The 19,283-nt window shown below is 39.4% G+C and carries 18 protein-coding genes, 1 other RNA gene and 1 pseudogene; 13 read left to right on the forward strand and 7 right to left on the reverse strand.

The features are described 5' to 3' along the window. Positions 1-32: 32 nt before the first annotated feature. From murC to ADA56_RS08215, 8 genes and pseudogenes are all read left to right on the forward strand, one after another. Positions 33-1,460 (forward strand): UDP-N-acetylmuramate--L-alanine ligase, encoded by a 1,428-nt coding sequence (murC, locus tag ADA56_RS08180; RefSeq protein WP_049366216.1) that lies wholly within the window; start codon positions 33-35, stop codon positions 1,458-1,460. A 58-nt stretch (positions 1,461-1,518) separates the two neighbouring features. Next, a complete protein-coding gene (locus tag ADA56_RS08185; protein ID WP_049370104.1) occupies positions 1,519-2,439 on the forward strand; it encodes a D-alanine--D-alanine ligase in 921 nt (306 codons plus the stop codon). Then, positions 2,439-3,224, forward strand: a complete 786-nt coding sequence (locus ADA56_RS08190) for a cell division protein FtsQ/DivIB (RefSeq protein ID WP_049366217.1) — start codon at positions 2,439-2,441, stop codon at positions 3,222-3,224. The genes ADA56_RS08185 and ADA56_RS08190 overlap by 1 nt, the downstream gene beginning before the upstream one ends. 27 nt (positions 3,225-3,251) lie before the next feature. Next, the gene (ftsA, locus tag ADA56_RS08195) at positions 3,252-4,526 is read left to right on the forward strand and encodes a cell division protein FtsA (RefSeq protein WP_005697680.1); all 1,275 of its coding nucleotides are present in this window, start codon (positions 3,252-3,254) and stop codon (positions 4,524-4,526) included. A gap of 86 nt (positions 4,527-4,612) precedes the next feature. After that, the gene (gene ftsZ / locus ADA56_RS08200; RefSeq protein ID WP_005696524.1) at positions 4,613-5,920 is read left to right on the forward strand and encodes a cell division protein FtsZ; all 1,308 of its coding nucleotides are present in this window, start codon (positions 4,613-4,615) and stop codon (positions 5,918-5,920) included. 41 nt (positions 5,921-5,961) lie between these two features. Continuing rightward, a complete protein-coding gene (gene lpxC, locus ADA56_RS08205; protein ID WP_049370105.1) occupies positions 5,962-6,879 on the forward strand; it encodes a UDP-3-O-acyl-N-acetylglucosamine deacetylase in 918 nt (305 codons plus the stop codon). 120 nt (positions 6,880-6,999) lie between these two features. Then, positions 7,000-8,640 (forward strand): annotated as a pseudogene (ushA, locus tag ADA56_RS08210) (bifunctional UDP-sugar hydrolase/5'-nucleotidase UshA). 8 nt (positions 8,641-8,648) lie between these two features. Continuing rightward, positions 8,649-9,806, forward strand: a complete 1,158-nt coding sequence (locus tag ADA56_RS08215) for a chorismate mutase (RefSeq protein ID WP_049370106.1) — start codon at positions 8,649-8,651, stop codon at positions 9,804-9,806. Positions 9,807-9,873: 67 nt separating this feature from the next. On the opposite strand, the gene ADA56_RS08220 is transcribed toward ADA56_RS08215, so the two are convergent. Beyond that, positions 9,874-10,200, reverse strand: coding sequence for a zinc ribbon domain-containing protein YjdM (locus tag ADA56_RS08220; RefSeq protein WP_049370107.1), 327 nt, complete (start codon positions 10,198-10,200; stop codon positions 9,874-9,876). A gap of 110 nt (positions 10,201-10,310) precedes the next feature. On the opposite strand from ADA56_RS08220, the gene ADA56_RS08225 reads away from it, so the two are divergent. Next, positions 10,311-10,871 (forward strand): YtfJ family protein, encoded by a 561-nt coding sequence (locus ADA56_RS08225; RefSeq protein WP_049366223.1) that lies wholly within the window; start codon positions 10,311-10,313, stop codon positions 10,869-10,871. 33 nt (positions 10,872-10,904) lie between these two features. Here ADA56_RS08225 and ADA56_RS08230 read toward each other — a convergent pair whose 3' ends face one another. Together ADA56_RS08230 and ADA56_RS08235 are read right to left on the reverse strand one after the other, a co-directional pair. Then, positions 10,905-11,072 (reverse strand): zf-HC2 domain-containing protein, encoded by a 168-nt coding sequence (locus ADA56_RS08230; RefSeq protein ID WP_049366225.1) that lies wholly within the window; start codon positions 11,070-11,072, stop codon positions 10,905-10,907. Positions 11,073-11,083: 11 nt separating this feature from the next. Next, the gene (locus ADA56_RS08235) at positions 11,084-11,632 is read right to left on the reverse strand and encodes a sigma-70 family RNA polymerase sigma factor (protein ID WP_049370108.1); all 549 of its coding nucleotides are present in this window, start codon (positions 11,630-11,632) and stop codon (positions 11,084-11,086) included. A gap of 112 nt (positions 11,633-11,744) precedes the next feature. Here ADA56_RS08235 and ADA56_RS08240 point away from each other — a divergent pair, with 112 nt between their 5' ends. After that, a complete protein-coding gene (locus ADA56_RS08240) occupies positions 11,745-12,086 on the forward strand; it encodes a hypothetical protein (RefSeq protein WP_049370109.1) in 342 nt (113 codons plus the stop codon). 62 nt (positions 12,087-12,148) lie between these two features. Here the strand turns inward: ADA56_RS08240 and cysS are convergent, their stop codons facing one another. Next, positions 12,149-13,528 (reverse strand): cysteine--tRNA ligase, encoded by a 1,380-nt coding sequence (gene cysS, locus ADA56_RS08245; protein WP_049366230.1) that lies wholly within the window; start codon positions 13,526-13,528, stop codon positions 12,149-12,151. Positions 13,529-13,639: 111 nt separating this feature from the next. Here cysS and ADA56_RS08250 point away from each other — a divergent pair, with 111 nt between their 5' ends. Both ADA56_RS08250 and ADA56_RS08255 read left to right on the forward strand, forming a co-directional pair. Further along, positions 13,640-14,149, forward strand: a complete 510-nt coding sequence (locus ADA56_RS08250) for a peptidylprolyl isomerase (protein WP_005699853.1) — start codon at positions 13,640-13,642, stop codon at positions 14,147-14,149. 57 nt (positions 14,150-14,206) lie between these two features. Then, a complete protein-coding gene (locus ADA56_RS08255; RefSeq protein ID WP_049370110.1) occupies positions 14,207-14,995 on the forward strand; it encodes a TatD family hydrolase in 789 nt (262 codons plus the stop codon). On the opposite strand, the gene nrdG is transcribed toward ADA56_RS08255, so the two are convergent. Beyond that, positions 14,992-15,459, reverse strand: a complete 468-nt coding sequence (nrdG, locus tag ADA56_RS08260) for an anaerobic ribonucleoside-triphosphate reductase-activating protein (protein WP_049370111.1) — start codon at positions 15,457-15,459, stop codon at positions 14,992-14,994. The two genes, ADA56_RS08255 and nrdG, sit on opposite strands and share 4 nt — an antisense overlap. Before the next feature lie 127 nt (positions 15,460-15,586). Between nrdG and ffs the strand changes: the two genes are divergently transcribed. After that, positions 15,587-15,685: signal recognition particle sRNA small type (gene ffs, locus ADA56_RS09640), an RNA gene on the forward strand. 26 nt (positions 15,686-15,711) lie between these two features. Here the strand turns inward: ffs and cydC are convergent. Together cydC and cydD are read right to left on the reverse strand one after the other, a co-directional pair. Further along, on the reverse strand, positions 15,712-17,442 hold the full coding sequence (cydC, locus tag ADA56_RS08265) for a heme ABC transporter ATP-binding protein/permease CydC (RefSeq protein WP_049370112.1): 1,731 nt from the start codon (positions 17,440-17,442) through the stop codon (positions 15,712-15,714). Beyond that, complete coding sequence (cydD, locus tag ADA56_RS08270; RefSeq protein ID WP_049370113.1) at positions 17,442-19,202, reverse strand: heme ABC transporter permease/ATP-binding protein CydD; 1,761 nt, start codon at positions 19,200-19,202, stop codon at positions 17,442-17,444. The genes cydC and cydD overlap by 1 nt, the downstream gene beginning before the upstream one ends. Positions 19,203-19,283: the final 81 nt, after the last annotated feature.

Genomic DNA, 19,283 nt, shown 5'->3' on the forward strand with positions numbered 1-19,283 from the left:
AAAAGTGCGGTTAAAAATAAAGGTGAAATAATATGAAACATATTTCGGATGAAATTAGAAAGATTATTCCTGAGATGCGTCGAGTTCAACAAATTCATTTCATTGGTATCGGTGGTGCCGGTATGAGTGGAATTGCCGAAATTTTATTAAATGAAGGTTATGATATCTCTGGTTCGGATATTGCCGATGGTGTCGTGACTCAGCGTCTTGCTCAAGCAGGCGCAAAAATTTTCATTGGTCACCAAGCGGAAAATGTGCAAGGGGCAAGTGTGGTTGTGGTATCAAGCGCGATCCATGAAGATAACCCTGAATTAATCGCCGCAAAACAAAATCGTATTCCCGTGATTCAGCGAGCACAAATGTTAGCTGAAATCATGCGTTTCCGTCATGGTATTGCGGTAGCAGGTACCCATGGTAAAACCACTACTACAGCCATGATTTCGATGATTTATACTCAAGCGAAACTGGATCCAACTTTCGTTAATGGTGGTTTAGTTAAATCAGCCGGTAAAAACGCACATTTAGGTGCAAGTCGTTATTTAATCGCAGAAGCGGATGAAAGCGATGCCTCTTTCTTACATTTACAACCGATGGTTTCTGTGGTGACCAATATTGAACCGGATCATATGGATACCTATGAAGGTGACTTTGAGAAAATGAAAGCCACTTATGTAAAATTCTTACATAACTTGCCGTTCTATGGCTTAGCGGTGATGTGTGCGGATGATGCTGTGTTAATGGAGCTTGTTCCTCAAGTTGGTCGCCAAGTATTAACCTATGGCTTCAGTGAACATGCTGACTATCGTATCGAAGATTATGAACAAACCGGTTTCCAAGGTCATTACACTGTAGTTTGTCCAAGTGGTGAACGCATTAATGTATTATTGAATGTACCGGGTAAACACAATGCGCTAAATGCAACCGCGGCACTAGCAGTCGCAAAAGAAGAAGGCATTGGCAATGAAGCAATTCTAGCAGCGCTTGCTGATTTCCAAGGGGCAGGCAGACGTTTCGACCAATTAGGTGAGTTTATTCGTCCAAATGGTAAAGTACGCTTAGTGGATGATTATGGTCATCACCCAACAGAAGTTGGCGTGACCATCAAAGCAGCACGTGAAGGCTGGGGAGATAAACGTATTGTGATGATTTTCCAACCTCACCGTTATTCACGTACTCGTGATTTATTTGATGATTTCGTGCAAGTATTATCCCAAGTGGATGCATTGATTATGTTAGATGTTTATGCGGCAGGGGAAACGCCAATCGTTGGTGCAGATAGTAAAGCACTTTGTCGTTCTATTCGTAATCTAGGAAAAGTTGATCCAATTTTAGTTTCAGATACGGAACAACTCGGTGATGTGTTAGATCAAATTATTCAAGATGGCGATTTAATTCTTGCCCAAGGTGCGGGAAGTGTAAGCAAAATTTCTCGTGGTTTAGCAGAGCGTTGGAAAGCATAAATACATCGAAAAATAACCGCACTTTTAATGAAAAATAAAAAGAAAACAGGATAAAACAATGACTTTAAAACAAGAAAAAATTGCCGTGTTGTTAGGCGGCACATCAGCTGAACGTGAAGTGTCTCTTAATTCTGGTGCAGCTGTGTTAAACGCCTTAGTAAGCCAAGGTTATAATGCACACGGTATCGATCCTAAAGAATATAATGTGGCGAATTTAAAAGCAGATGGTTTTGATCGCGTCTTTAACATTTTACATGGTCGCGGTGGTGAAGATGGCACTATGCAAGGTTTATTAGAACAAATCGGTTTACCTTACACCGGTTGTGGTGTGATGGCTTCAGCGTTAACCATGGATAAAATGCGCACTAAAATGTTATGGAAAGCCTTTGGTTTACCTGTTGCCGATATGGAGATTGTGACGAAAGAAAACGCTCACGAACTAAACCCACAAGCTGTGGTCGAAAAATTAGGTTTACCTTTGATGGTTAAGCCATCTCTTGAAGGTTCAAGTGTGGGTTTAACGAAAGTAAAAGCAGTCGAAGAATTAAAAAGTGCGGTCGATTATGCACTCAAATTTGATAACACCATTTTGATTGAAGAATGGTTAGCGGGTGATGAACTAACTGTGCCTGTTTTAGGTGGCGAAGTATTGCCGGCTGTTCGCATTGTGCCAGAAGGTGAGTTTTATGATTACGATGCGAAATATATTTCAGATAACACTCAATATTTTTGCCCTGCCGGTCTTTCAGCTGAACGTGAGCAAGAATTAGCGAAATTAGTTAAACGTGCTTATGACGTTGTGGGTTGTCGTGGCTGGAGCCGTATTGATGTAATGACCGATGCACAAGGCAATTTCCGTTTAGTCGAAGTAAACACAAATCCTGGCATGACAAGTCACAGTTTGTTCCCTAAATCTGCGTCAACAGTCGGCATTTCATTTGAACAACTCGTCGTGAAAATTTTGGAGTTGAGTGCGTAATGAATGTAATTAAGCGCAAAAATACACCGCCAACGCAATTTGGTCGTTCATCTAACGGAGAGGGTAAATTCCGTTTTATGCTGCAGATTAAACTTGCTTTGGTGTTACTTTGTGCGGGGCTAGGGTATTTCGTTTATTCAAACTGGCAAAGTTGGCTCGAAAGCTTAGACGGTGATAGAAAAATTACTGCCTATGCCTTAGTAGGTCAAAATGAATTTACCACTTATCCGGATGTGCAAGACGTATTACTCAAAATGGGTTCACTTAAGGGCTTCTGGGGACAGGACGTTAAGCAAATTCAAGAGCAGCTTGAAACGATTCCTTGGGTAAAAGGTGCGGTGGTTCGTAAAATTTGGCCAAATCGTTTAAGTATCTGGTTATCAGAATATCAGCCAGTCGCCATTTGGAACAAAACAGAGTTTGTTACAAAAGAGGGAACAGTTTTCCAATTGCCGATGGATAAGTTAAAAGAAAAGGCTTTACCTTATTTAGGTGGTCCGGATTATCAAAGTTTGAAGGTCTTAGAGGCTTGGAATCAAATTTTTGCTGATTTTAAAGCGAAAAATTTGGTGGTTAAAGGTGTGGCAATTGATGATCGTGGTGCGTGGCAAGTTACGCTAGATAATGATATAGTATTGAAACTTGGGCGTGGAGATTGGAAACCAAAATTAGATCGATTTGTAACGATTTATCCACAAATTGAAGTGCCTGAAGGTAAACGAATTGATTATGTAGATTTGCGCTATGCATCTGCATCAGCAGCGGTTGGATTGACAGAGAAATAAAAATAATTCATTGGGTGTAATAAGAAAATGGCAAAAGAGTTGGAACCGAAAGTAATTGTAGGTCTTGAAGTTGGTACATCAAAAGTTGTTGCTGTCGTTGGGGAAGTGCTTCCTGATGGCGTAGTAAATGTACTTGGCGTGGGCAGTTGTCCATCGAAGGGGATTGATCGAGGCAGTATTACTGATTTAGATGCCGTTGTTAATTCTATCCAACGAGCCATTGAAGCAGCTGAATCAATGGCCGATTGCCAAATTATGAGCGTTACTCTTGCGATTACCGGTGAACATATTCAAAGCCTGAATGAGAGCGGCTTTGTTGCTATTTCTGAAAATGAAGTGACTCAAGATGAAATCGATGATGCTTTGCATACAGCGAGCTCAGTGAAATTACCTGAGGGGCTTTCTTTATTACACATCATTCCACAAGAATACGCAGTAGATAAGCAAGTTAATATTAAAAATCCATTAGGTTTACAAGGTGTTCGTTTAAAAGCAAACGTACACTTAATTGCGTGTCACCAAGACTGGCAGAATAACTTGAAAAAAGCAGTTGAGCGTTGTGGGTTACAAGTTGATAAAGTTGTGTTCTCCGGCTTTGCAGCAACACATTCTGTTTTAACTGAAGATGAAAAAGATCTTGGTGTTTGCTTAGTTGATTTCGGTGCAGGCACCATGAATATGATGGTTTACACCAATGGCTCATTGCGTTTCAGCAAGGTTATTCCTTACGCAGGAAATATTGTAACGAACGATATTGCTCATGCATGTACCGTTTCTCGTGCAGAGGCAGAGCGCATTAAAGTGAATTATGCGAGTGCATTATATCCGGCACGTTTACATGGTGATAAGAAAATTGAAGTGGCAAGTATTGGTGGTCGAGCACCACGTGCTTTAACAAAAAGTGATTTATCTTTAATCACTTCAGCAAGATATATTGAACTATTAGGCGTTGTTAAGGACGAATTAGATAAGCTTAAAGCAGATTTAGAAACCAAACATATTAAATTTGAATTAATTGCAGGTGTCGTTATCACTGGTGGTGGCGCACAGATTGAAGATTTAAAAGATTGTGCATCAAGTGTGTTTGGTTGCCAGGTACGTATTGGTAGTCCATTAAATATTACGGGTTTAACAGATTATGTAAATCGCCCACAATATTCAACCGTAGTGGGATTATTACAATACCATCATCAAAATAGTGATAATGATCCTGTGGATAGTAACTATGGTGATGAAGCATTAGGCAAAAAATTCTGGAAAGGCCTTAAAAATATTTTCAATAAAGTGAAATCAGAATTTTGATCATTTTGGCTTTTTCATTTACAATAGAAAAAATTTAACTTTTATTAATGTGCTAGCAGAGTATTAGCAGTAACGGAGAACAGCAAATGTTATACCCAGAGTATGGTGATTTTGAAGAGCAAACAGGTGCACTGATTAAGGTTGTCGGTGTCGGTGGAGGCGGCGGTAACGCAGTTAACCACATGGTTGCTAACATGGTGCAACAAGAATTCAATGGTAATTTCTTGGGCGAAAGTGCAATTGATAGCGAAGAACACGGTAAAATCGTATTCTATGCGGTGAATACCGATGCGCAAGCATTACGCAAAAGCCAAGTTCAACAAACTGTACAAATCGGTGGGGCAACAACGAAAGGTCTTGGAGCTGGGGCTAACCCAAATGTAGGTCGTAAAGCGGCTGAAGATGACCAAGAAGAAATCCGTAAAATGCTTGAAGGTGCAGACATGGTCTTTATCGCTGCCGGTATGGGTGGTGGTACAGGTACTGGTGCCGCACCAATCGTCGCTAAAGTTGCAAAAGAATTAGGCATTTTAACTGTTGCTGTTGTTACTAAGCCATTTAGCTTTGAAGGCAAAAAACGTATGCAATTTGCTGAATTAGGGATTAAAGATCTTTCACAATACGTGGATTCAATGATCATTATTCCTAACCAACAAATCCAAAAAGTTCTCCCGAAAAATGCAACGTTAATTGATGCTTTTGCTGCTGCAAATGACGTATTACGTAACTCTGTTATGGGCATCTCCGATATGATTACCTCTCCTGGTTTAATCAACGTGGACTTTGCAGACGTAAGAACCGTTATGTCGGAAATGGGCCAAGCAATGATTGGTTTCGGTTCAGCTCAAAGTGAACCAGGTGCAGGTCGTGCAGAAGAAGCGGCGCGTCTTGCGATTAAAAATGATTTATTAGAGAAAGTCGATCTTTCTAATGCTAAAGGTATTCTTGTTAATATTACCTCAGGTATGGATCTCGGCTTTGACGAATTTAACGTGGTGGGTGACACAGTAGGTAGCTTTGCATCAGAAGACGCAACTATCGTTGTGGGTACCAGTTTAGTTCCTGAAATGAGCAATGAAATTCGTGTCACGATCGTTGCAACAGGTTTAGGTGATGTTGTTGCGGCTGAGCCAGTTGTTATTGCTCGTCCTCAAGCAGCAGTACAACAAGCGCCAGTTCAACAACCAGTAGCACAAGAAACTATTCAGCCACAACCGCCAGTTGGTTTACATGGTTTAGATGCATTAAGACATAATCCACAGCCAGAACCAGCACAGGAGCAAAATCCACAATACGGTAACTTAAATAAACCGCTTGATCCAAGCCGTTTAGAACAGTTAAGAAATAATCCTAATTTCTTTAATCCGGCATCATTTGGTCGTGATGAGAAATAAGAGTAGAAGTAATCTTGTTGTGAAGCAATAAGGTAAAAGAGATGATTAAACAAAGAACATTAAAACAAAGCATTAAAGTCACAGGTGTAGGCTTACATAGCGGCAAAAAAGTAACGTTAACGTTGCGTCCGGCTATGCCAAATACTGGTGTGATTTACTGCCGTACTGATCTTAATCCGCCGGTGACTTTCCCTGCGAATGCAGATTCAGTGCGCGACACAATGCTTTGTACTGCACTTGTAAATGAACAAGGTGTGCGTGTTTCAACCGTAGAACACTTAAACGCAGCATTGGCTGGTTTAGGTATTGATAATATTATTATCGAGGTTGATGCACCTGAAATTCCAATTATGGACGGTAGTGCGAGCCCATTCATTTACTTGCTTTTAGATGCAGGTATTGAAGAACAAAATGCACCGAAGAAATTTATTCGTATTAAGAAAAAAGTACGAGTAGAAGACGGTGATAAATGGGCAGAATTCAAACCTTATAATGGTTTCCGTTTAGATTTCACCATCGACTTTGATCATCCAGCGATTAGTAAAAATGTACGTAATTATGTGATGGATTTTTCTGCACAAGCATTTGTACATCAAATTAGTCGTGCAAGAACCTTTGGTTTCATGAAAGATATTGAGTATCTTCAATCTCAAGGTCTTGCGTTAGGTGGTAGCTTAGATAATGCCATCGTATTAGATGATTATCGTATCTTAAATGAAGATGGGTTACGCTTCAGAGATGAATTGGTTCGTCACAAGATGCTTGATGCGATTGGCGATCTTTATATGTGTGGCTATAACATCATCGGTGATTTCAAAGCTTATAAATCTGGTCACGGTTTAAATAACAAGCTACTCCGTGCTGTACTTGCCGATCAGGAAGCGTGGGAATTTGTTACCTTTGAAGATAAGAAACAAGTTCCGCAAGGTTATGTTGCGCCTGCGCAGGTACTCATCTAACAATGTTTTGTTGAAAAGCTATACTTCTTTCGGGAGTATAGCTTTTTTATTTCCCATCTTGCTCTATTATTTTTGTTTTCTGCGAAGGTAAAGAGCGGTCAAAAATAGAGGTATTTTTATATGAAAAAATTATTTACCGTGCTTCCTCTTGTGCTAGCAACTTCTGCGGCAATGGCATATGAATAGCACAAAACCTATCAATTTACCATATTGCACACTAATGATACGCACGGACATTTTTGGCCGAATGCAAAAGGTGAATATGGTTTTCCAGCGCACAAAACAATTGTTAATCGCGTAAAAGCTGAAGTCGAGCAAAAAGGTGGCTCACTCATTTTATTAAATGCAGGTGATTTTAATACAGGTGTACCTGAGTCAGATATGCAAACGGCAGAACCTGACATTAAAGCAATGAATGCGATGGGATATGAAGCAACTGTATTAGGTAACCACGAGTTTGATAATCCACTACAAATTCTTGATATGCAAGAAAAATGGGCAAACTTCCCATTCTTATCTGCAAACGTGATTAATACGAAAACAGGTAAAACCTTAGTTAAGCCTTATACTATTTTAAATAAACACGATCTTAAAATTGCCGTGGTGGGTTTAACCACAGAGGATACTGCAAAATTAGGTAACCCAGAATATCTTCACAATGTGAAGTTTGAAGACCCAACAACAGTAGCAAAAGCCACATTAAAAGAGCTAAATGAAAAAGTTAAGCCCGATGTAAAAATTGCTTTAACACATATGGGCTATTACTATGATGCTAAACATGGTTCAAATGCGCCGGGTGATGTGAGTCTTGCACGTAATTTAGATAAAGGCGCATTCGATATGATTATCGGTGGCCACAGTCATGATCCGATTTGTGTGGATGATAAAGGCGTATGGATTAAAGATTATCAACCAACTCAGCCATGTAAACCAGATTTCCAAAATGGTACTTGGATTATGCAGGCCTTTGAATGGGGTAAATATGTTGGTCGTGCTGACTTTGAGTTCAAAAATGGTGAATTAAAATTAGTGAATTATCAATTAATTCCAGTGAACTTGAAGAAAAAAGTGAAAAAAGAAGATGGTAAAACAGAGTATGTGAACTATGCCGAAGAGATTCCACAAGATCCAGAAATGGAAAAACTTTTAAAAACTTACCAAGATAAAGGTGATGCTTTATTAAGCCAAAAAGTGGGTAAACTAAACGGTAAGTTAGAAGGAGACCGTACTATCATCCGTTTTGAACAAACTAACCTTGGTCACTTAATTGCAGAAGCACAACGCCAAAAAGCGAAAGCAGACATTGGTATCATGAACTCAGGTGGTATTCGTGATTCTATCCAAGAAGGTGATGTGACTTATAAAGACATTTTAAAAATCCATCCATTTGGTAATATTGTGAGCTATTTTGAATTAACCGGTAAAGAATTATTGGATTATTTAAATGTAGTCGCATTGAAAGAAGTGGATTCTGGTGCCTATGCACAATATTCAGGTATCAGCATGACAGTAAATCGTGCGGATAAGAAAGTTGAAAATGTGAAAATTCAAGGCAAACCATTGGATTTAAATAAAATTTACCGTATTTCTGTACCAAGTTATAATGCTGCAGGTGGAGATGGTTATCCGGTTATGACCAAAAATCCAACTTTTGTTAATACAGGTTTTATTGATGCGGATGTTTTAAAAGAATTTTTTGAGAAAAATTCACCTATTAATGTGGAGAAATACATCCCTCACAATGAAGTAACCTTTAAATAAGGAATGAAATGGCATTAGATTTATCAGAAATTCGTCAGCAAATTACGCAAATTGATCGCAGCTTGTTAAAGCTGCTTTCAGAGCGTCATCGTCTGGCATATGATGTAGTTAGAAGCAAAGAAGTTACGCAAAAAGCATTGCGCGATTTAGAGCGTGAGCAACAACTCTTACAAGAGCTTGTGCAATTTTCTGAAAGCCAAAATTATCAGCTTGAACCACAGTATATTACGTCAGTCTTCCAAAAGATTATTGAAGATTCTGTGCTCACACAGCAAGTGTATTTGCAGAAAAAACTCAATGAGCAACGAGAAGAAACGTTACATATTGCTTTCTTAGGTAAGAGAGGTTCTTACTCTAATTTGGCTGCCCGTAACTATGCGGCTCGTTATAACCAGCAGTTTGCTGAAATCAGTTGTGATTCCTTTGCTCAAATTTTTGAAAAGGTCGAAAGTGGAGAAGCTGATTATGGTGTACTGCCTTTAGAAAACACCACGTCAGGTGCAATTAATGAAGTTTATGATCTGCTTCAACATACTACCTTATCTTTGGTGGGCGAGTTGGCTTATCTTATCAAGCACTGTGTTTTAGTGAATGAGCAAGATGATTTAAGCAAAATTGATACGCTTTATAGCCATCCACAAGTGATCCAGCAGTGTAGTCAATTTATTCAAAGTCTTGAGCGTGTGCATATTGAATTCTGCGAAAGTAGCTCTCATGCAATGCAGCTCGTGGCAAGCTTGAATAAACCGAATATTGCGGCATTAGGTAATGAAGATGGCGGCAAGCTTTACGGCTTACATGTGTTAAAACATAATATTGCTAACCAAGAAAATAACATTACGCGTTTCATCGTAGTGGCAAAACAAGCTCGTGAAGTTTCACCACAAATCCACACGAAAACCTTATTGTTGATGACTACATCGCAACAAGCGGGTTCTTTAGTGGACGCCTTACTTGTGTTTAAAAAGCACGGTATTAATATGACCAAGCTTGAATCTCGTCCTATTTATGGCAAACCTTGGGAAGAAATGTTCTATTTAGAAATTGAAGGAAATATTCATCATCCAGATACCCAAATTGCCTTGGAAGAGCTTAAGCAATTCAGTAATTATCTGAAAGTGCTTGGTTGTTATCCAAGTGAAATAGTGAAACCTGCGAAGGTATAATGAAAATAAAAAAGAGCGGTCGATTTAAAACAACGTTAAAATCGACCGCTCTTTTTATTGGGAATTCTTAAGCTTTTTTCAAGAACTCTGATTTCAACATGATTTTGCCACAATCGACGTTGTGATCACCGTTGACTAAACGGATGTTTTTGAATTTAGTGCCTTTCTTCAACACTTCAGATGAACCTTTTAATTTTAAATCTTTAATTAAAAGCACATCATCACCATCGGCTAATAAATTACCGTTGCTGTCTTTGACAATCAGTTGATCTTCATCGGCTTCAACTGCTTCGTTACCATTCCACTCATTGCCACAATCAGGGCAAATAAAATTCACAGAATCATGATAAACATATTCACCTTTACATTTTGGGCAAGCTGGCATTTGATCCATTTCTTTTTCCTTCTTTATCTGATTTAAGCAAAGTATAATGCGCACGGAGTATAACAAAAAAGTGACTATTCGCCAAAAAATGGGCATTTCACGGAATTTATGAGGTATTTATGAAAAAAATCATGCTTTTGAGCGCTGTGATGGGGAGTTTAATCTCAGCCAATACATTCGCTCACAATATTCAACCTAATCAACTTTTAGCCAATGTAACGGTTTCGGATAAAGGCGAAATCACTTTAAATGGCAATGATGTAGCGTATAAATCGTGGAGCTCAACGGCATTACCTGGCAAAGTCCGTGTGATTCAGCATATTGCAGGCAGAAGTGCGGCAAAAGAGAAAAATCAAGCGATGATCGAAGCCATCAAAGCAGCTCATTTTAACCAAGCCAAATATCAAACCACGACCATTATTAATGCTGATGATGCCGTTGTGGGCACGGGTATGTTTGTGAAAAGTAGCGCAGAAAAAGGCAAAAAAGAAAATGCCCATAGCCAAGTGATTTTAGATGATAAAAGTGCGGTTAAAAATGCGTGGGGATTACGTGAAAAAGACAGCGTGATTATTTTGCTTGATAAAACCGGCAAGGTGCAATTTGTGAAAGAAGGTAAATTGACGGATGATGAAGTCAAAGAAGTGATTTCACGTGCAACAGCATTAATGGCGAAGTAATAGAGTAATAAGCGGAAGTTCTCTTCCGCTTTTTTATCCTTTGAAATCCTTCATTAATTTTCTCAATGTGCCACAATTTCGTTGAAATTTACGGCAATGTGTACAGATGGCAAGATGCAAATTGAGCCCAATTTTTTCTTTAGTCATTAATGAGCGTTCTTGCGCATCTGAAATGAGTCGAGTCGCTTGGCGACATTTCATAAAATCACTCCTTAAAGTTTATGAGATAAGCAGTTTTGAAGTTGTAAGCGAGCACGATAGAGTGTCGTGTGCAAGTTACTTATGCTTAGTTGATTTTCTTGGCAAATTTCTTCGGAAGATAATTCCAAAAACTCTCTCATCATAAAAATCTTGGCTTGTTTGGCTGGCAGGCAAGTTAAGCAAGTTTCAAAAATCAGCCAGAATTCTTCAGAATAGACCGCACTTTCGCTCAGTTCGAGATCGAGTGGAGAATGTTCAGCTTTCCAGTGGCCCCCTTCATCAAAGAAATGATTAGTTTGTTCTTCATCTTCAATTTCGGTTTCTAGCACTAATTTGCCTTTCTGGCGAAGAAAATCAATGATTTTATTTTTTAAGATAGCAAAGACCCAGGTCTTAAATGCCGCTTGTCGTTTAAATTGCTCAAGATGGTTAAATGCACTTAAAAAACTCTCTTGCACCAAATCTTCAGCTAATACAGAATCGCCCACCTGTAATGTGGCAAATTTCAGCATTTGCTCTCTAATTTGAGCCAAGTCTTTATTGGAAATTCCAGTTTTCATATTTTTTCCTTGAAAAAAGTGTAAGAAATAGATTTCTCATTCGTCTAATGATAATGAAAGGGGAAACCTTTCCATCCAATGCTAATTATTCACAAATTAAGGAAGATTCAAAATGAAAAATATTACTTCAAAAACAACCTTTACTGCTATTGCTGCACTTTTCTTCGCAACCAGTCTTTATGCGACCGATATGAAATCTAATGAAATGTCGATGGCAAAAGATTCCATGCCGATGACAAAAGATTCCATGCCGATGACAAAAGACGCTATGCCAATGCAAAATGACAAAATGGCATCTGATGGGATGATGAAATCTCATGATATGAAATCTCACGACATGAAAATGGATAATATGAAATCAGAAGGAATGAAATCTGATGATATGAAAACAAAAGAAATGAAAGCAAAAGAAATGAAGAAAAAAGCAAAAACAATGGAAAAACCGAAAATGTAATGCTTTCTTCTTAAAAGAAAAACTGCGGTCAATTTGACCGCAGTTTTTGTATCAAAGTGAGATTATTGTTTACGCCACGTCGTGCCGTTAGGGCCGTCTTCTAACACAATTCCCATTGCAGTGAGTTCATTACGAGCCGCATCTGCAGCAGCCCAATCTTTAGCAGCACGCGCTTCGTTGCGTTGTTTGATGAGCGCTTCAATTTTTGCGACTTCATCATCGTCAGAGCCCGCTTGTAAGAATTTTTCTGGATCTTGTTGAAGTAAACCTAAGATACCCGCTAATTCACGTAAACGAGCAGCAAGACCATTGGCTTTTTCTGTATCTTCAGTTTTCAATTTATTGATTTCACGAGCCATTTCAAATAAGACAGAAAGGGCATTCGGTGTATTGAAATCATCATCCATTGCCTCACGGAAGGCTTCCACAAAATTTTCACCACCAAAAGCAACCGCACTTTGATCGGTGCCACGTAAAGCGGTGTACAAACGTTCTAATGCACCTTGTGCTAAATTCAGGTTTTCTTCACTGTAGTTGAGCTGGCTGCGATAGTGTGCTGTTAGTAAGAAATAACGCACCGCTTCTGCATTGTAGTGGTTTAATACATCACGAATAGTGAAGAAGTTGCCGAGGGATTTCGACATTTTTTCTTTATCTACCATGATCATGCCAGAATGGATCCAATAATTCACATATTGACCACCATGAGCACAGCAAGATTGCGCAATTTCATTTTCGTGGTGCGGGAACATTAAATCAGAACCACCGCCGTGAATATCAAAATGTTCACCAAGTTGTTTACAGTTCATCGCTGAACATTCAATGTGCCAACCTGGACGACCAGCACCCCATGGCGATGGCCAGCTTGGTTCGTTTTCTTTCGACATTTTCCAAAGCACGAAATCCATTGGATTTTTCTTGATTTCATTAATTTCAATACGTGCACCGGCTTGTAATTGGTCAAGATCTTGGCGCGATAATTTGCCGTATTCTTTAAAGCTTTCCACGTCAAACATGACATCACCATTGTCTGCAACATAAGCATGACCACGTGCAATCAGTTTTTCCACAATCTCAATAATTTCAGGGATATGATGCGTCGCACGAGGCTCAAAATCTGGACGTAGTACGTTTAACGCATCAAAATCTTTATACATTTCTTGCACCATGCGATCTACAAGTTGATCGCAGGTTTCTTTGTTTTCTAATGCACGTTTAATGATTTTATCGTCCACATCAGTGATATTACGCACATAAGTTAAATCGTAACCTAAAGAACGTAAATAGCGGGCAATCACATCAAAACATACAAAGGTACGACCATGGCCAATATGGCATAAATCGTAAACGGTCACGCCGCACACATACATACCCACTTTTCCTTTATGGATAGGTTTGAACACTTCTTTTTCACGAGTGAGGGTATTAAAAATCTTTAACATATTTTTTCTCTTAAAACTAGTTGGAAAACGACCGTACTTTTTCTGCTCCTTGTGGCACTTTCTCGCCATTTGTGGAATAATGAATGCCTTAATTTTCAAGAGGAAAACAAAATGGTTACATTACACACAAATTTTGGCGATATTAAAATTAAACTTGATTTTGATAAAGCGCCAATCACTGCAGAAAACTTTTTAAACTATTGTAAAAACGGTTTCTATAATAACACAATTTTTCATCGTGTTATTGATGGATTTATGATTCAAGGCGGTGGTATGGAAAGCGGAATGCGTGAAAAAGCAACAAACGCACCGATCCAAAATGAAGCTAACAATCGTTTAAGTAACAAACGTGGCACAATCGCCATGGCGCGTACCTCTGATCCACATTCTGCAACGGCACAATTCTTCATTAACGTGGCAGATAATGACTTCTTAAACTACCGTTCAAAAGAGATGTTTGGCCGTGAAGTGGTACAAGAATGGGGCTATGCCGTATTCGGTGAAGTGGTTGAAGGCATGGATGTGGTTGATAAAATCAAAAAAGTAAAAACCGGTAATAAAGGTTTCCACCAAGATGTTCCAACAGAAGATGTCGTGATTACATCGGTGTCTGTCGAATAATTAATTCGGTGTGTGGATGCGTAATCTACACACTTTTTTCTTAAGTGAAATAACGCAATGCCTTTCTTCGATACTCATACCCACCTTGATTATCTTCATCATGACACTGGTGAGCCATTAGCTCAGCTCGTGGAGAACGCTAAGCAAGCTGATGTGCAAAAAATTTTGATTGTGGCGGTAAAAGAATCGGATTTTAAAACAATCCAAAATATGACCGCACTTTTCCCTGAGCATCTTTATTGTGGGCTTGGGTTGCATCCTCTTTATATTAAAGAACATCAAGAGCATGATTTAGAGAAATTGGATACGGCATTATCTGTTCGTAATCAAAATTGTACAGCCGTAGCAGAAATAGGCTTAGAATGTGCAATTCCTGATTTATTGACTGATGAATTATGGCAAAAGCAACAGCACTTTTTAGAGAGTCAGCTTCATTTAGCTAAGAAATACAATCTGTCGATCAATTTACATAGTCGTAAATCCCATGAGCAATTATCCCGTTTTTTAAAACAGGCTAATTTACCTAAATGTGGTGTGGTGCATGGTTTTTCAGGAAGTTATGATCAAGCAAAACGATTTGTGGATTTAGGCTATAAAATTGGCGTAGGCGGTACCATTACTTATGAACGAGCGAATAAAACGCGTCAAGCGATTGCGAAGTTGCCATTAGAGGCGTTGGTACTAGAAACGGATACACCAGATATGCCAGTGTTTGGCTTTCAAGGGCAACCTAATCGACCAGAGCGAATAGTTCACACCTTTGAGGTGTTATGCCGTTTAAGAAGTGAAAATGCTGAAGTAATTAAAGAAACGGCTTGGCAGAATAGCTTAACCTTATTCGGTTAAACCTTAAAACGATAAATCACTTGATTGGCTGAACCACGCCAAACCAAGCTTGGGTCAGCCTGTTCTTGTATAAATTTTCCATCAATGAGCACGTCAATATAAGGCAACATTTGACGTTGATAATCATCAAGTTCATCCAGTTTATAACCCGTCCACACCCAAATGTCCTTATCTGGACATTCTTTTTTTACACGCTGTACAAAAGGAAGTAAGGCTTCAATATTACGAGGATGCATCGGATCTCCACCGGAAAGGGTGAGCCCTTGACGTTTAATGCGCGTATCTTTTAAATCATTGATGATTTGTTGTTCCATCGCTTCATCAAATAATACGCCATTATCAAAAGACCAGCTCTTTTGATTGTAGCAACCACGGCAACCATGCGTACAACCGCTAACGAAAAGGGTACAACGGGTGCCTTCGCCATTTACAACATCGGTAGGGTAGTATTGGAGATAGTTCATGGTTTTACCTTAAAAGTGCGGTTGATTTTCTCGTCAAATTTACCGAATTGATAAATTAACCTTTACAATGCAGGGGTAATTCTTGCATAATAGCCCACCTAATCGCATTGCGATATCAATGGGAATCTTCTCGGTCTCTCGCAACGGTGTCCGGTTTACTCGGTCAGGTTCGGAAGAAAGCAGCCAAAGTCGGAATTTCTGTGTGCCGAGAATAAGCTGGGAAGATTTCCACCCAACTTATCCTTTCTTATTTTACACTCGCTCCACTAATTGTTTGAAGAATCCTTTTTCTAATTGCAATAATTCTGCATAAGTGCCTTTTTCAATTAGCTTCGCTTCATCAATCACACAAAGCTCATCAAATTGCTCAATCGCCGTTAAGCGGTGAGTTACCATAATTAAGGTTTTATTTTCAGCGTGGGCAAGAATCAAACGCAGAATTTGGCGTTCAGTTTCGCGGTCTAAACCTTCAGTTGGCTCATCTAATAATAAAATTGGCGCATCATTAAGCAGAATTCGAGCCAAGCCTAAACGGCGTTGTTCTCCACCCGAAAGTGGACGGCCGCCATCACCTAACCAAATATCTAAGCCTTGTTCTTGTTCCAACAATTTGCCTAAACCGACTTGATTTAATACCTCGATCATTTTTTCATCTGAAATATTGACCGCACTTGCGAATTGCAGATTTTGACGAAGTGTATCGCTAAATACATGAATACGTTGTGTTAAAAAGCAGAATTGGCTACGTAATGTGTCTTCTGCATAATCAGCAATTGGCTTGCCAGCAAGGAATAATTCTCCTTGGTTGGCATCATAATTACGCACTAAAAGCTGTAATAACGTGGATTTCCCGCTACCTGTTTTACCTAAAATTGCGACTTTTTTGCCTTTTTGAATGGTTAAATTCAGGTTTTCTAAGGCACGATTTTGACGTTCAGGATAAGTGAAAGAAAGATCTTTCGCTTCAATTAATGTAGTAGCGTTGTGATCGAACTCCGCTTTGCCATTAAAAGTCACTAATGGTTGCTGTTCGATAATGTCAGTTACACGTTCAGCTGAAGCAATCACTTGCCCGATATGTAAGAACGCTGAACCTAATGGCATTAAGATTTCAAACGATGCAAGGGCGGCAAAAGTGAAGAGCGCAATAAACGCCATACGATATTCATCGTTACCAAACTCCGCTTGTGAGCTAAACCATAACATTGCGGCGATAATCAAACCATTTAAAAAGAGTGAAAGGGCGGTTGAAAATCCGCTTAAATTGGCTTCTTTTTGCTGGTCTGCTTGCCAATTTGCTTCGGTTTTAGCCATGTTATCTTTCAATTTATCTTCGGCATTAAAAAGCAATAATTCAGCTTGCGCTTGGATAAATTCTAAGAATTGAGTGCGGTAAAGTGCACGTGAATGCACGAGTTTATCACCGAATTTTTTACCAAGTTGGTAGAAAACGGTTGGAATAACCAATACCAATAAAAGCAGGCTCACACCTAGACCTAAGGCTAAAGGTGCATTGACGAAGCTTAGACCAATGCACATAGCTAGAATCACAAAAATAGCCGTAATAAAAGGCGCAATTAAGCGAAGATATAGGCTATCGAGGGTATCCACATCAGACACTAAGCGGTTTAGCAAATCGCTGTTACGGTAGCGATTTAACACCGCAGGGCTTAATGGAATAATTTTCTCAAAAACTTGTACCCGTAATTTAGCCAAAATGCGGAAAGTCGCATCGTGCGTCACCAACTTTTCAAAATAGCGGAAAAGAGTGCGGCTAATAGCAAGCCCACGCACAGAAGCAGATGGATAGAAGAAATTAAATAACGTGCCAAGACCAGCAATAGCTGTTGCGGCTAAAAACCAACCCGATGTGGTCAGCAAGCCAATGCTAGATGCAAGGCCTGTAATCATTAAAACCAAGCCTAAAAATAAAGGCAACTTGGCAAATTTAAATAAACGTAAAAAGGGAAGTAAAGCACGCATTATTGAATATCCTCTTTTCGTTGAGCCAATAATTCGGCAAAGAAGCCTTGATCTTTTAATTGGTTGAAATGTCCTTGTTGAACAATTTCACCTTCTTGCATCACTAAAATGTTGTCGCATTGTTTCAGATCTTCAATACGGTGTGTGATCATTAAGGTCGTTTGGTTATGGCTCATTTCTGCAAGGGCAGCAAGTACCAGATTTTCAGACTGAGCATCAAGGCTAGCCGTTGGCTCATCGAGTAATAATAAATTGCCTTTGCGTAGTAAAGCACGAGCGATCGCTAAGCGTTGAGCTTGGCCTACAGATACACCAATGCCACCATCTTTAATTTCGCTATCCAAACCTAATTTATCGGTAAACTCTTTCGCTTGAGCAGAAATCAAGGCTTGCTCAATTTGCTCATCAGTTGCTTGAATATCGCCTAAAAGTAGATTTTCTTTGATACTACCTTGTAGCAGTAATGGATTTTGTCCGACCCAAGCAATTTGTTTTCGCCAGTCGCTTAAACGGCTTTGATTCAGTTCCACACCGTTAATTTTTAAGCTGCCTTCATAAGGTAAGAAACCGAGTAATACATTGATTAAAGAGGTTTTTCCTGCACCACTTTGGCCCACAAGGGCAATATGGCTTTCTTTCGGAATATGGAATGAAAGTGGCTTCGTTAATGGTTGACCTTGTGGAGAAAGCGCCACTAAATTTTCAGCCTGAATTTCGACCGCACTTTGTGCTGGAATTTGTTCATTGCCTTGATGGGCAATTAAATAATCCGCTTCTAAGAAATCGACAATGGCATCAGCAGCACCAATACCTGCTGCACGATCGTGGTAGTAAGTCCCGAGATCACGTAATGGTTGATAAAACTCTGGTGCCAAAATTAAGCAGAAAAAGCCGGTAAATAAGGTCAGTGTGGTGCCATAAGTACCAAATTCGACTTGGCCTAAATAGCTAAAACCAAAGTACACTGCCATTAAAGCAATGGAAATGGAGGTGAAAAACTCTAACACAGCAGAAGAGAGAAACGCCATTTTAAGTACTGTCATGGTCGTTTCACGGAAGTCTTCCGTTGTGTTTTCAATATGTTGTGTTTGTTCTGAAGTGCGGTTGAAAAGACGCAAGGTTTCTAAACCACGTAAGCGATCCAAGAATTGAGCACTTAAGCGAGAAAGGGTTGCCATATTTTTTTGGCTGCTATCTGCTGCTGCAATCCCTACCAGAATCATAAAAATTGGCACAAGTGGTGCGGTCACCATCAAAATCAGTCCAGCAGCCCAGTTGAGTGGGAATACGGCAATTAAAATCACCATTGGTACAATGGCAGACAAACTTTGTTGTGGTAAGAAACGCGCATAGAAGTTATGCAGATTTTCCACTTGTTCAAGCATGATACTTGCCCAGCTTCCGGCGGGGTTGTTATTGATGGTGGCCGGCCCAACTTGATGGATTTTATCTAAGATCTTTTGACGCATATGATTGCGCAGTAATCGACCTGCTTTAAAGCCAATTTTTTCGCGTAGCCATAAAATGACCGCACGCAAAGCAAAAGTAATGATTAATGCAATAAAATATGGAACCAGTTCAGCGCGATCGACATTTTGCATAATCAGCTGGTCGAGCAATGTCGCAAGAAAATAGGTTTGAGCCACAAGAATTAAGGAAGAAAGTGTGGCAAGGGCAATATTGGTGCGCATTAATTTTTTTACAGGTTGTTGCTGCGCACGAAGCCATTTTTGTAAATATTTTTGGCGAAGTTTGTCCATAGATTTGTAGAGTTAGTATTTAAAAAGTTCTCCCTCTCTATTGAGAGGGAGCTTGAAGGGCGAGTTTTGATACAAAATTGA

It is taken from the genome of Parahaemophilus parainfluenzae (genome assembly GCF_001055095.1).
GTDB lineage: Bacteria > Pseudomonadota > Gammaproteobacteria > Enterobacterales > Pasteurellaceae > Haemophilus_D > Haemophilus_D parainfluenzae_Z.

Bases quoted from the DNA above. Each gene is read 5' to 3' on its own strand.
- murC (WP_049366216.1), top strand. From the start codon at position 33: ATGAAACATATTTCGGATGAAATTAGAAAGATTATTCCTGAGATGCGT.
- ADA56_RS08185 (WP_049370104.1), top strand. From the start codon at position 1,519: ATGACTTTAAAACAAGAAAAAATTGCCGTGTTGTTAGGCGGCACATCA.
- ADA56_RS08190 (WP_049366217.1), top strand. From the start codon at position 2,439: ATGAATGTAATTAAGCGCAAAAATACACCGCCAACGCAATTTGGTCGT.
- ftsA (WP_005697680.1), top strand. From the start codon at position 3,252: ATGGCAAAAGAGTTGGAACCGAAAGTAATTGTAGGTCTTGAAGTTGGT.
- ftsZ (WP_005696524.1), top strand. From the start codon at position 4,613: ATGTTATACCCAGAGTATGGTGATTTTGAAGAGCAAACAGGTGCACTG.
- lpxC (WP_049370105.1), top strand. From the start codon at position 5,962: ATGATTAAACAAAGAACATTAAAACAAAGCATTAAAGTCACAGGTGTA.
- ADA56_RS08215 (WP_049370106.1), top strand. From the start codon at position 8,649: ATGGCATTAGATTTATCAGAAATTCGTCAGCAAATTACGCAAATTGAT.
- ADA56_RS08220 (WP_049370107.1), bottom strand. From the start codon at position 10,200: ATGGATCAAATGCCAGCTTGCCCAAAATGTAAAGGTGAATATGTTTAT.
- ADA56_RS08225 (WP_049366223.1), top strand. From the start codon at position 10,311: ATGAAAAAAATCATGCTTTTGAGCGCTGTGATGGGGAGTTTAATCTCA.
- ADA56_RS08230 (WP_049366225.1), bottom strand. From the start codon at position 11,072: ATGAAATGTCGCCAAGCGACTCGACTCATTTCAGATGCGCAAGAACGC.
- ADA56_RS08235 (WP_049370108.1), bottom strand. From the start codon at position 11,632: ATGAAAACTGGAATTTCCAATAAAGACTTGGCTCAAATTAGAGAGCAA.
- ADA56_RS08240 (WP_049370109.1), top strand. From the start codon at position 11,745: ATGAAAAATATTACTTCAAAAACAACCTTTACTGCTATTGCTGCACTT.
- cysS (WP_049366230.1), bottom strand. From the start codon at position 13,528: ATGTTAAAGATTTTTAATACCCTCACTCGTGAAAAAGAAGTGTTCAAA.
- ADA56_RS08250 (WP_005699853.1), top strand. From the start codon at position 13,640: ATGGTTACATTACACACAAATTTTGGCGATATTAAAATTAAACTTGAT.
- ADA56_RS08255 (WP_049370110.1), top strand. From the start codon at position 14,207: ATGCCTTTCTTCGATACTCATACCCACCTTGATTATCTTCATCATGAC.
- nrdG (WP_049370111.1), bottom strand. From the start codon at position 15,459: ATGAACTATCTCCAATACTACCCTACCGATGTTGTAAATGGCGAAGGC.
- cydC (WP_049370112.1), bottom strand. From the start codon at position 17,442: ATGCGTGCTTTACTTCCCTTTTTACGTTTATTTAAATTTGCCAAGTTG.
- cydD (WP_049370113.1), bottom strand. From the start codon at position 19,202: ATGGACAAACTTCGCCAAAAATATTTACAAAAATGGCTTCGTGCGCAG.